The organism is Xanthomonas sp. WHRI 7065 (assembly GCF_040203115.2).
GTDB lineage: Bacteria > Pseudomonadota > Gammaproteobacteria > Xanthomonadales > Xanthomonadaceae > Xanthomonas > Xanthomonas arboricola.
Genome location: NZ_CP168194.1, coordinates 4797682 through 4809964, shown reverse-complemented (window position 1 = coordinate 4809964; position 12283 = coordinate 4797682). Strand labels below are relative to the sequence as shown.

The 12283-nt window shown below is 53.1% G+C and carries 9 protein-coding genes and 1 pseudogene; 9 read left to right on the top strand and 1 reads right to left on the bottom strand.

What is annotated here, in order from left to right:
• The first annotated feature begins 115 nt into the window (after positions 1-115).
• From ABQY64_RS20050 to ABQY64_RS20015, 8 genes and pseudogenes are all read left to right on the top strand, one after another.
• Positions 116-439 (top strand): hypothetical protein, encoded by a 324-nt coding sequence (locus ABQY64_RS20050; RefSeq protein WP_349780264.1) that lies wholly within the window; start codon positions 116-118, stop codon positions 437-439.
• 115 nt (positions 440-554) lie between these two features.
• The gene (locus tag ABQY64_RS20045) at positions 555-875 is read left to right on the top strand and encodes a hypothetical protein (RefSeq protein ID WP_349780265.1); all 321 of its coding nucleotides are present in this window, start codon (positions 555-557) and stop codon (positions 873-875) included.
• A 162-nt stretch (positions 876-1037) separates the two neighbouring features.
• On the top strand, positions 1038-5198 hold the full coding sequence (locus ABQY64_RS20040; RefSeq protein WP_349780266.1) for an RHS repeat protein: 4161 nt from the start codon (positions 1038-1040) through the stop codon (positions 5196-5198).
• Positions 5199-5730: 532 nt separating this feature from the next.
• A complete protein-coding gene (locus ABQY64_RS20035) occupies positions 5731-6702 on the top strand; it encodes an RHS repeat-associated core domain-containing protein (RefSeq protein ID WP_349780267.1) in 972 nt (323 codons plus the stop codon).
• 326 nt (positions 6703-7028) lie between these two features.
• Positions 7029-8183, top strand: a pseudogene (locus ABQY64_RS20030) (IS3 family transposase).
• Between the two features lie 636 nt (positions 8184-8819).
• The gene (locus ABQY64_RS20025) at positions 8820-9254 is read left to right on the top strand and encodes a hypothetical protein (RefSeq protein ID WP_104595338.1); all 435 of its coding nucleotides are present in this window, start codon (positions 8820-8822) and stop codon (positions 9252-9254) included.
• Positions 9255-9264: 10 nt separating this feature from the next.
• Positions 9265-9714 carry a 3-dehydroquinate dehydratase gene (locus ABQY64_RS20020; protein ID WP_046345097.1) on the top strand — a complete coding sequence of 150 codons (450 nt, stop codon included), beginning with the start codon at positions 9265-9267 and terminating at the stop codon, positions 9712-9714.
• On the top strand, positions 9695-9922 hold the full coding sequence (locus ABQY64_RS20015) for a hypothetical protein (RefSeq protein ID WP_016903869.1): 228 nt from the start codon (positions 9695-9697) through the stop codon (positions 9920-9922). The genes ABQY64_RS20020 and ABQY64_RS20015 overlap by 20 nt, the downstream gene beginning before the upstream one ends.
• Positions 9923-10012: 90 nt before the next feature.
• On the opposite strand, the gene ABQY64_RS20010 is transcribed toward ABQY64_RS20015, so the two are convergent.
• Positions 10013-11743 (bottom strand): PQQ-binding-like beta-propeller repeat protein, encoded by a 1731-nt coding sequence (locus ABQY64_RS20010; protein WP_104575820.1) that lies wholly within the window; start codon positions 11741-11743, stop codon positions 10013-10015.
• A 52-nt stretch (positions 11744-11795) separates the two neighbouring features.
• On the opposite strand from ABQY64_RS20010, the gene ABQY64_RS20005 reads away from it, so the two are divergent.
• Positions 11796-12026, top strand: coding sequence for a hypothetical protein (locus ABQY64_RS20005; RefSeq protein ID WP_155413178.1), 231 nt, complete (start codon positions 11796-11798; stop codon positions 12024-12026).
• Positions 12027-12283: the final 257 nt, after the last annotated feature.

The following is a 12283-nucleotide window of genomic DNA, read 5'->3' as shown; positions in this document are numbered from 1 at the left end:
GGGAACGTAACTACTAACTAGCCTGCGCACATGCGTGGCGCTATTTGTGGCCATTGATATCGTTTTATAGCTGATAGCAAGGGAAGCTAAGGTGCATCTCAGTAAAAGGTCGTGCTTGCAGTACTTGCTGGCGCTGATGGCGTCATTGTCTGGTGCGACCATGGCCGCCGAGGGCACCGGCCCCGGAAAAATCACTTACGTAGAGAATGGCTGGTATGGCGAGGGCATCGCTCTACATCATTCCACTGCATCGATCACAGGTTGCACAGCTGGTCCAAACGACTTCGTTATTGATCGCAACCATGCGGCATACCAAGAGCTGCTTGCCATGACTCTGACAGCGTATACGCGTGATCTTGATGTGCAGCTGATTGTAGAAAAAGGCGACTGTGGATTTGGTGGGCGCACTAAAATAATGGCGATACGGTTGAGTAAATAGAAGGTACTTTTGGGCCTCAAGGAATTTTGCCGCTTAATGATCTGAATTTTAAATATTTGTGCGAAGGGCGTTGGGTGTCTTGAATTAATTTATTAAACTTTGAGGGGTGGAAAAAATGAAAAAAAATTTGCACCTTTGGGCTCTGTTTTGGCTGACAGCTGTGTCCGGTAAAGCGGACGCGTTTCAATACATTTCGGGCCAAGTCACATCCATTGAAGCGTCTTATATGCCAACGAAAATCCCTTTTGTTTTAAGTGTTGGCAATGCTGCATGCCCGGCCGGTAAGCCAGTATATTGGGAAAATTCAAGCGTCGATAACAACAAAGCTATATACGCCACTCTAGTGACGGCACTGACAACCGGAAAAAAAGTAACGTTCATCATAGGAGATGACGACAAAAGTTGCATTGGTAAATTTTTATATCTCGAAGGGTGAGCATTTTTAATTATTTTAACGTTTAATTTTTTCGAATTCTACATGAGTATGTGGCAATGCTTGGGCAGTCAAGTCATTAATTATAAATAAGCGCAACTGCGTAAGTATTTAAAGAAAAGCAAATCTTAAATTAATTCGCATGAAAACCAAGAGAGAGTAAGGATGCATTTTAGACATCAGCCCGATCACGCAGTCAAAGCTACCATTCTTTACTCACTTCTGAGCTTCCCATTTTGGGTTTTTGCTCAAAATGCTACACCCGATCAAGAATACGGCCGCTATCTCACAAAAGCACGCTCGGTCGCGCCGCTTTCCTCCTTCGGTGACCAAGTCAGTCTCCGTGATGGATCCCTGTCGTTTCGGCACGTCGACGCGGAATTGCCAGGGACAGGTCCAACAATCCGGCTTGTACGTACTTTTCGAGTAACGTCAAGGGTCGGTAGAATCGCCGAAACATCCGGCAACAGAATGGGGGAGTGGGAGCTTGCACTTCCCCGGCTTAAAACGCTGACCAGCGCTAAGACATTTGGCGTATCCAATAACAGCCCTAAAGGTTGGCAAGTAGGGATGGGTAGCAATGCGCGCTGCACTCAGATGAGCAGTCCTGGTGAAATATTTCCCGTAAAGGCTGATCCCATAGAGCCAGATACTTGGTGGGCAGGCTACCAGCTAGTAAATGATGCAGGTGACGAAGAGAATGTGCTGGCGCATAAGCAGGAAGGGGTGCAACCATCGCATGTTGCCCGTACAAAGAACAATTGGCTGATCACATGTTTACCCTCAACATCGAATGGACAGCCAGGAGAAGCTTTTCAGGCAATTGCACCAGATGGAACCCGGTATTGGCTTGACTATCTAACCTACAAGACTGCTCCCGGTGTTGGCGATTCTGGAGCAGGGTATTTACCCCGGAACTATGCAAGCATGCTTGTTACCCGTGCGGAAGATCGCTTCGGTAACTGGGTTAACTATAGCTACTCGAACGGAATTATTAGCTCCATTGACGCAAGTGATGGGCGCCGTGTAGTTTTCACAAATGATGGCGTTAATCTCACCTCGATATCAATAGCATCTTCCTCAGTAAACCAGGCTTGGCAGTATCAATACGGCTCCAACGCTGCCTTAGCAGCGGTCATTTTACCCGACGGCTCAGCTTGGAGATTCTCGTTAGATGGATTATTTAATTTGAATTTGCCGGTCCAGAACACCGGAAATTGTAATAATTCCTTAAAAGACGATGGCCTTACTGGCAGCGAGTCAGTAGGCTCCATCACCTCACCCGCGGGTGCAACAGCATATTTCGCAATGCGGAAGCTTCACATAGGACGCTCCTATGCAACGAGATCATGCTGGTCGCCAGGCGGAGGTGCACTCTACGCTTACTATCCGAAAGACAACTGGGAATACGCGTTAAGCACAAAAACAGTAAGCGGACCAGGTATGCCGCAAGCCGTCTGGCGATATGCGTATTCGCCCGGCAATTCAAGTTGGAGCTCGGAATGCACTAACGGATGTGCATCCACTGTCTGGACTGATGTCACCGATCCAGATGGAACGCTTCAGCGCACTATATTCAGCAATCGGGCCGACGGGTCTGAGAATTTATTGCTTCGTAAGGAGGTGCGGGCTTACGGGTCTAATGCTCTGCTTAGTGTGATTGAACACAGTTACGCTATCGCTCCATTAGTAGAAAACAGTAGCCCGTACCCCTGGCGTTCTGTAGGGCGAGATTTTACTCCTCGCTCCAATTGGACGGTTTCTGAGAGATGGACTCCCATTGCTGCGACAAAAATAAATCAAGATAATTCCGAATTTAGTCGTGTTGTAAATAGCTTTGATTCCTTTTCACGCCCGATGAGCGTGACGCGATCTAGTGCATGGTTCAGGCGAACAGACACTACTACGTATTATGACAACAACGAAAAGTGGGTGCTTGGCCAGCTGTCCAGTGCCATAAATAATGACACTGGACTGGTCGAGCGCCAGGTTGTCTATAATGCTAATAGTCAACCGAGTTTAATGTATTCTTTCGGAAAGCTACAGCAGGCAATTGGCTACTACGGCGATGGAATGGTGGCTTTCGTTAAAGATGGGAATGAAAATGTAGTAAGCTTTTCGTCGTGGAAGCGTGGCATTCCTCAATCTATAAGATACGGCGATAATAGCGGCATTTCTGCGGTGGTCGATGATAAGGGTTGGATTGCTTCGACGACGGATGAGAGCGGTTATACAACGTCGTATGGTTATGATGGAATGGGTAGGATGAATAGTGTCAGTTATCCATCTTCTGACAGCACCAACTGGAATACGAGCACCCAAAAATTCGAACAAATCGGTGCGGCAGAGTATGATCTCGCAGCTGGCCACTGGCGTCAGACGGTCGCAACCGGCAACGCACGTGAAATTACTTATTACGATGGGATGTGGCGCCCATTGGTTACCCGGAAATATGATGCGGGCAATGAGTCGGAAACTCAGAGTTATCAGCGATTTGCATATGATGCAAACGGGCGACAAAATTTCGCATCCTATCCGGGTACTAATAGCACCTTAAGTAAGGGAACTTGGACCAGCTATGATGGCCTAGGCCGCGCTGTGGCTGTATCAAAGGATTCAGAAATAGGCCTGCTTAGTACGACCACTGAATATCTTCCGAGCAACCAAACGCGAGTTACAGATCCACGCGGGAATAGAACGCTCACTGGATATCAGGTCTTCGATGAACCTGGCTACGATAAGCCTGTATGGATTCAGCATCCAGAGGGAGCCAATACCGACATTACACGTGACTTATTTGGAAAACCGACCTCAATTGCACGGCGTAGCAGCGATGGAAGCCGATCTCTTGTTCGGACGTATGCTTACAACGCAAGTCAGGAGCTTTGCCGATCAGTAGAGCCGGAAACAGGCGCTACCCTGATGGGATACGACTCTGCCGGAAACATGAAATGGTCAGCAGCCGGTCTGCCTTCTGATATTGCTTGTGACCAAGCCGGAACCAACGGAACGATCGCAGCGCGTCGAGTGGACCGCACCTATGACGCGCGCAATCGTCTGGCCACGTTAATTTTCCCCGATGGAAACGGAAATCAACGCTGGACGTACTGGCCGGATGGCTTGGTCAAGCAGATCACAACGATAAACAGCGGCGTGGCAACCTACAACAGTTATGCATATAACAAGCGTCGTTTGCTTGTGGGAGAGAGTCAAGGACAAGCCGATGGAGAAACCCGAGCAGTTGGCTTGTTCTACGATGCCAACGGCCACCTAGCGATGCATCGATACCCAACGGGCATGACGGTCGACTATGCGCCGAACGCATTAGGCCAAGCAACACAGGCAGGAAGCTACGCAACAGGTGTTGGCTATTATCCAAACGGAGCCATCCGACAATTCACTTATGGAAATGGAATCGTGCACAGCATGACGCAAAATGAACGTCAGTTGCCCGACACGAGTCAAGATGCATATGGTGGAAATGCTGTTCTTAGTGATGGATATGACTATGATGCCAATGGAAACGTAGCTGCGATTACCGATGGCTCAAGTGGACGTAATCAGCGTGGAAATCGAAACATGTCTTACGACGGATTGGATCGTTTGACGTCCGCAGTGTCACCAATGTTCGGCACAGCTGCCTACTCGTATGATGTATTAGATAACCTCACGCGCGTAGTTGCGCCAGGTCGTGACCATTACTACTGCTATGATCCGTATTGGCATTTGACCAACATCAAGACAAATGGATGCGGTGGCAGCACGGTCGTAGGTCTTGCATATGATATGCAAGGCAATCTTATCAACAAGAACGGACAAACGTACGCGTTCGACTTTGGTAATCGCTTACGTGCTGCAACAGGTAAAGAGAGCTATCGGTACGACGGCAATGGCAGGCGTACCCAGGCAACCCAGACTGCCGGCGCGGTGACCTCGATGTACGACCAATCTGGAGTCTTGCGATTTCAAAAAAACCAGCGCCGTTCCAAGATCACCGAGTACGTAATGCTTGGCGGCAGCGGAGTGGCGGAAGTGGAGTGGCCGTTTGGCCAAGCTATGGCGACAAAAGATTATCTAACTTGGTCCCCCGCTTCAGGATCCGCACGCTATCTTGTTGAGGAAAGCGTCGATGGACTGACATGGACTTCTGTTTACGAAGGCGACCAAACGAATTGGACCTCACTATCTAGGCCTTCCGGCACATATTCGTATCGTGTATTCGCCTGCACACAAGATGGAGTATGTAAGGCATTGTCTGAATTAACGCATTTTAAACGGTCAGCTGTTGACATTGTTCCACTACTCTATCAACTCCTGCTCAATTGAAATGTTACCGAACATGATAATTTACATATAAAATGTGCCGTGTTACAGAATTTAAATTTTTCGTAAAATAAATTTAGCTAAACAAATTAATGGGCGGCGAAGTGAATTTTTATAAAAATTTGTTTGTTTGCTCTAATTTTCTTCACGCTCCCCATCCAAGTCTCAGCAAACGAACGGGTGCGGGATGCGGAGGTGACGCAACTTGGCGCCTACGAGTTAAAAACTGCCCATTTCGTTTGGTTTGGGTCTCTTTCATAGGAATGCATAAGCTCACCACTATGTATTTCGATAAGACCAAGCCCGGCGGCAAGGCATTGATGGAGACTTTAACGGCGACGTTATTAATTACGGGAAACATGGATTATCAGGCTGCTGGCTGCGATATTGCTAAGGTCTATCTTAAGCGAATGTAAACAGCTTAAGCTCTGCTTATTGTATAAGCGCTGCTATCCCAAGCTAACTAGATTTCAATAGCGGTTGTTCGATTGATAATAAAAATTTTTATCTCGATGCCACAGAAGAGGTTTTACACGTGAATAGCTCTGCATTTTTTCGATTTCTTCACTATATTTCTCTTTATTTTATAATCTTTCCATTCGCTAATGCTCAGGCTGTGCGCTACATTCACACCGACGGACTTGGCTCGGTTTCAGTTGTGACTGACGCAAATCGCAATGTCATTGAGCGGAGAGAGTATGAGCCTTATGGGGCAAATATTGGAGGGGACATAGATGGGGTTGGTTACACCGGACATGTGATGGATGGAACTACTGGGCTAACATATATGCAACAGCGCTACTATGATCCCCATGTTGGATTGTTCATCAGTGTAGACCCTGTGGCCGCTTATGATGGCGATGCGCGGTTATTTAATCGGTACACTTATGCTTTTAACAATCCTTACAAATTCAATGATGTAGATGGAAGGTGTCCAGTATGTCCAGTTCTCTTTGGTGCTGTAGTCGGAGCCGGGACTAATATTGCGGTGCAAAAAATACTCAATCCTGATAAGCCTGTAAATTATGTTGAGGCGGCCATATCAGCAGCAGCTGGGGCAGTTTCGGGCGGTGTAGGTGGGTTTTTAGTGACAGCTGTCGCTAGGAGCACGGTAAGTGTTGGGCAAGCTGTAGCTATTCAAACAGCTGTAAATATTGGTACGGGTGCCACTAGTTCTGCTGCTCAGAACTTGGCGGAAGGAAAGGAAATTTCAGTTAATGAAGCTACTAGCTCCGCAGTCGGGAGTGCACTGGGAGGTTTAGCGGGAAGTGGCGTAGGTGTGGCTCTGGGCGATTTTGCTGAAGCGAGTGGGAAAGCAGCAATACAAAAAATGTGGAGTTCTACCGCCGCAGGGCTTCCAAATATCGCAAGTACGACTTCTTCAACGGGGATTCCTGTCGCTACGCAATCCGCTTCCCAAGCTGCGGCTTCGCAAGCTGGTCAAGCTGCTGCTGGTGGTGTGGCAAATGCCGGACAGAAAAAGTGGGATGAGAAAAATAAGCGATGAAAAATAAAAAAAAATTCCTAAAACTCTTTCTAGGGTACCAGCTTAGTTATTTTTTATTAGCATTTATTATTTATGGGTTTCTTGTGTTTTATGATTTTAATTCACCAATAAAAAAGGCATTTACTTTTTTTGCTTACTTTCAAGTGATATTTATAGTGGCACTGCTCGTTGATTATAAAAGAGGTCGTCGGCGTTAATTCATCTTGACTCCGGATGTCGATTTCACGCAGTTTTACTTTATCTTTATAAACTGCTTCAGCCAAGACGATCGTCAACTTCCCGTAGAAATTGATCCATCCATAATTAGAAGTCTCAGGTCTCACTAGCTGCTAAGGAGACCAACAAAGCGTAAGAGCAAATTCACCGAGAGCCAGATTGTTACAACGTTGAAGCAGGTTGAGGCTGGAAGGCAGGTCAAGAATGTATGTCGTGAGCTAGGCATTTCTAATGCGACGTACTACGTCTGAAAGTCCAAGTACGGCGGTATGGAAGCCTCCGACGTGCAGCGGCTGCGTGATGTTGAAGCCGAGCATGCCAAACCCAAGCGGATGTACGCCGAGTTGGCGATGGAGAACCACACTTTGAAGGATCTGATCGCAAAAAAGCTGTAGACCCGGCGCACAAGCTCCAGCTTCGTTCCTGGCTCGTCGAGCAGAATGGCTGGAGCGAGCGCCGGGCCTGTTCGGTCGTTGGCGTACTTCACTCAACAGCGCCCTATCGGCGTCGTCCCGATCGCGACCAGGAAGTCATTGCGCTGTTGTCCGAGTTGGCCGAGCGCCTTCCTGGGCGTGGTTTTGGAGAGCTGTTTCAGACCATCCGTTGTCGCGGACATGTGTGGAACAACCGGAGTGTTTGGCATGTGCACTGCCTGATGAAGCTCAATCATTGTCGTCGCAGCAAGCGCCGGATACTGATGCGCCAATCACAGCCGCTGGCATGTGGTGATCGACCCAAGGCTGGATGGTCGATCGATTTCATGTCCGATGCGCTATGGGACGGTCGACGGTTCCGCAAGTTCAGTGTCATCGACGATTTCAGTCGGGAAGCCTTGGCGATCGAAGTGGACTTGAATCTGCCGGCTGCACGCGTCATCCGAACATCGGAACGCATCGCGGCCTGGCCCGGTAATCTGAACAGGCTTCGTCTGGACGAAAGACCTTAGTTTTTCGCGCTGACTTGGTCGAGTGGGCTGAGCGCAAAAGCATTGCATTGAATTTCATCGGGCCGAGGTGTTCGATGCAGAACTGCTTCATCGAACGTTCCAACGACAGCTACCGACGCGGCGTACTAGAAATGCACATTGTTCCCGCACCATGAGCGAAGTCCGCGATCAGCCCTGGCATTAGCTGGCCGACTACAACCAACAGATCCCGCACGACAGCTTGGGCGGGCTAACGCCCGCCGAGTTCCGTGATCCATATCTCCGCAGACCTCTAAATTCAAGCTGGCACTATTTATGGAAGTCCGCACCTGGTGTTTAAGTCTTCACTCATTCAGCTACAGTGAATGCCTTAATTTGCATTGAAGTTCCGTTGCAACCGTCCACGTAAATTTCTACCGTATTCTTGCTTTGCAGAGATGTTAGTGCCATAGAAAGAATCTCTTTGTACATCAATGCGTTGGGTGTAATCATGAAACGATTTCCACCGCCGCAGCCTGTTCCCGCAGGCAGCGGGCCTTCAGTGACTATATATATGGCCTCTCCTCCCCATCCAGTGGCTATGTTCTTTATCTTCTGTCCCCCGAGTGAGTAGGCCGCGAAGCATTGGGAGCTTGCCAACATCAAAGTTAGAAAAACTAGTCTACGGATCATAAAAATACCGAAGTAAGGTGAGTGAATTAATTCAAGCTGCGTTGTTCAATGCGCTGCCGGTCCTGTACTTACAGATCCGGTGACCGGAATAATTTTTTCTTATCGCCCCTGGTCCCCCAATTCGAACCTATACGCCCCACGTCTAGGTTGCCACAGTGTGAGAACAGGTTCCAGTTGTGTTTGGTACTGCGCGTGGAAATTACTACGCATTCTTTATGCCCGACCACTAATCCGCAAATAGCCCCTTTATGCCCGGCAGGCCTACCTTGGCACTCCCGCACTGTGGTGCGTTGAGTCGAACACGATGTGTATCCTGATTTTGCAAGGTCCGCAGGCCGATCCGGCGCAGGTGGCGCCGATGCAGCTGCCCGAGTGTGCGGGACGTGCGTTGCGCACGCTGGCGTGTGCCGATGTCGGTGGCTTGATCGCCGGCTTGCAGGCCGCCGGTGGCGATGCCGAGGTGGAGCTGGTGTTGCTGGATTCGGGCGATTTGTCGGCCTCCGAGCGTGCGCAGGTGCATGCGAAAGCCTTGCGCGCAGCATTGGATGCGCTACCCACGCCGTACATCGAACTGCATACCGATGCCGATCAGGAGCTGGAGCCATGGCTGCATCCGCAGCACGCGCCGTTGGCGGTGGTGATTACGCCGCACGATGCGCCGCGCGCCTATGCGATGTCGCTGGGCATTGCCGCGCGTTGTCTGCCGTCGCTGTGCGCGCCCTTGCGCGCCGCTGCCTGAGGAAGCCACCATGTCGATCATGATCGTGCGTGGGCCGGAGGCGGCGATGCCGCTGGTGCGTGGTCCGCAGCCGTTGCCGCGGGCCGTCATTCGGCAGCTCGTGCAATGCGCCGGCGACGCGGGCAAGACGGTGGCCTTGCGTGCCTGCGGGTCGGAGCAGGAGCTGCTGGACGCCTTGCGTGTGGCCGGGCAGGCGCGGATGGAAATCGCGCTGATCGATCCGGGTAGCTGCGTGGACAGTGCGCGCCTGCACCGTGTGCTCAGCGCGTTGCCGTATCCGTTCGTGGAGGCTCACGACGATAGCGTGGACCGTCCGGAGCGTTGCCTGCCGGAGGGGTTCGGGCAACGCATTGCGACGGTGCGCGGTTACTGCGCGCAGAGCTATCTGCTCGGGCTGGAAATCGCGCTTGAACATCTGGGCTGCACGGAGATCCAGGGCGATGTCCACGTCGGTACCTGAGCTGCGCCAGCTGCATTACTTCGCCGACTACGAGGGTTATTGCGACGGTCGGCCGGTGCTGTGGGGGCAACTGGCCCACAGCGTGGACGTGCCTGCCGATGGCGTGCTGGATGCCGCCGGGCTGGTCACTGCGTTGCGCCGCCGTGCGGCAGAGGCGCACGGGCTGGAAGCGGGGCAGATCCGCCTGTGCCAGGTCACGCGGCTGTAGCGGCGTGACACACAACGACGCCACCCGAAGGTGGCGCCGTCGTTACGCCGTGATTGCGCGTCGCTCGACGCAGATCACATGGGTTGACGCTTACTTGGCCGGGCTGGCCTCCGGCACGAACTTGGTCAGCTGGTTGGCCGTTGCGGCAGTGCCGAAGTTGAAGCGGCCGTAGCCGGCGCCCCAGTACAGCGCACCGTCCACGATGGCCGGCGAACTGATCACCGATCCGGTGGCATCGTGGTTCCACAGCGTGGCGCCGGTGTCGGCGTCGAGGGCGACCATATTGCCGGCCATCGAACCGGCGTAGAGCAGGTTCGGCGACACCGTCAGCGAGCCCTGGCCACCGGCCGGCACGTTCGGATTCACGCGGTTGATGCCGGGCACCTTGACCTGCCACTTGATCCTGCCGGTGGCGGCATCCAGCGCTGCCCACGAGCCGCCGTTGTGGCTCTGCGTGTTCGCAGGACCCAGCGTATAGGTGGCGTTGGAGCTGTTGTTGATGGCCACATAGACCTGCGACTTGTACGGATCGAACGCAGTGCCCCACTCGACGCCGCCAGTGGTGCCGCCGGGGCCGACCTGGGTCGACCAGACCTTGGCACCGGTCTTGGCGTCGAAGGCCCAGTAGATGCCGCTCTTCTGCCCTGCGCCGACCAGCTGCTGGGCCTTGCCATCGCGCCACACGGTGAACAGCTGCACGCCGGCGCCGCCGAAGTCGTAATCAGGCCCGGTCAGGTTGGTTGCCTGGGTGTTCGGGCACAGGCCATTGGTGGGCGCCACGATGCACGACAGGTTCCAGGCGTCGTAGCCTTGTGCACGGTCGGCCCAGACCAGCTTGCCGGTGTCCAGATTCAGCGAGATCACCGAGTCGACGTAGTTGTCCGGCGCCATGCACGCCAGTTCATCCTGCACGGTGAGTTCGCTGCCGCGGTAGGAGCGTGCGTTGGACACGCAGTTACCCACGCTGGCGGGAATGTTGTAGTTGTTGCCGGTGCCGAAATACAGGCGGCGGTTGATCGGATCGATCGCTACCTGGCCCCACACCGATGCACCGGTATAGCCCTCGGGCACGTTGTAGAACTGCCACACTTTCTTGCCGGTGTTCAGATCCAGCGCCACCACGCTGCCGCGGAAACTGAAGGTGTGGGTCGGGTCCAGGTTGCCCCAGTCGCCGGAGGACACGGGCACGTACACGCGGTTGCCGTAGATCACCGGCGAGGAGGTGATGCGCGCCTGCGGGTTGGCTTCGGCGGTGGTTTTCCACAGTAGCTTGCCGGTCTTCTTGTCGATCGCCAGCACGGTGCCGGCGGCCTGGTCGCCGACGATGATGCTGTTGGCACTGATGGCCGGCGTGTTGCGCGTCACCGAGTTGGCATTGCCGGTGTAGTCGGACAACTTGGCCTGCCAGTTCGGTTTGCCGGTCTGGGTGTCGACGCTATACAGCGTGCCGCCCCAGTCGGGCACATACAACGTTCCACCTTCCACGCTCGGCGTGGCCGAGATGTCGCCGGTGGTGGTCAGGGTCCAGGCCGGCTTGAGGCCTTTGACGGTGGTGCGGTTGATCTTCCACTCGCCCGGCGCGAAGCGCTGGTTCAAGTAGCCGCCGCCGGCGGTGGTCCAGCTGGTGGGGCTGGCGAACGGCAGCTGATTGCCGAAGCTGCGCCAGATCTGGCCGGAGCGTGCAAAAGCCTGGGTATCCAGCGACGACACCGACTGTTGTGCGGTTGCGGAGCCGGCCTGGGCGAAAGCCACTGCGCTGGCAAGCAGGCAGGGAATGAGCGTCAAACTGCGAAATCGCAAGCGGCGAATTGAATTTGTCATCACGGCATGTCCATAGATGGAAGGAAGCGCTGGATCCCCCCGGATCTGCCGAGTGAAGATGGCCGATTGTGGCGACCGTGCAACACACGCACCTTCCCGCATTCATTCAACGGTCGGGTCCGCTCGCATCTGGTGCCACCAGCTTGAAAAAATTGCGTTCAACGTGTTCGCTATTCGCACAAATGCTGATGATTCATCACTATCGGCGGCCGCTGCGATAGAAAAAATGATTGGCCGCGATGCATGCGTATTTGCACGCAAATCAATGGTCTGCAAAAAGTAACCAGGAAATTTTGCGCCACCTTGTGAGGCTGGCCACTGTGCTGAAAAGCCCTTCTTCCCGCGGGGCGAGATGGCACGGTTTGCGCGCCACTGGCACGCGTGCCTTGGAGCGCCCGCGTCGCAAACGCGGGCCGCGTCGCGGAGCGGGGTTGGGGTGAGAGGGTACGGGGCGAAGCTTCTGTGTCGTCAAAATGCACGAGGCTTCGCGCGTCCCCTCATCCGCCCCTTCGGGGCACCTTCTCCCGATGGGAGAAGGAA

Bases quoted from the DNA above. Each gene is read 5' to 3' on its own strand.
- ABQY64_RS20045 (WP_349780265.1), top strand. From the start codon at position 555: ATGAAAAAAAATTTGCACCTTTGGGCTCTGTTTTGGCTGACAGCTGTG.
- ABQY64_RS20040 (WP_349780266.1), top strand. From the start codon at position 1,038: ATGCATTTTAGACATCAGCCCGATCACGCAGTCAAAGCTACCATTCTT.
- ABQY64_RS20025 (WP_104595338.1), top strand. From the start codon at position 8,820: ATGTGTATCCTGATTTTGCAAGGTCCGCAGGCCGATCCGGCGCAGGTG.
- ABQY64_RS20020 (WP_046345097.1), top strand. From the start codon at position 9,265: ATGTCGATCATGATCGTGCGTGGGCCGGAGGCGGCGATGCCGCTGGTG.
- ABQY64_RS20015 (WP_016903869.1), top strand. From the start codon at position 9,695: ATGTCCACGTCGGTACCTGAGCTGCGCCAGCTGCATTACTTCGCCGAC.
- ABQY64_RS20010 (WP_104575820.1), bottom strand. From the start codon at position 11,743: ATGACAAATTCAATTCGCCGCTTGCGATTTCGCAGTTTGACGCTCATT.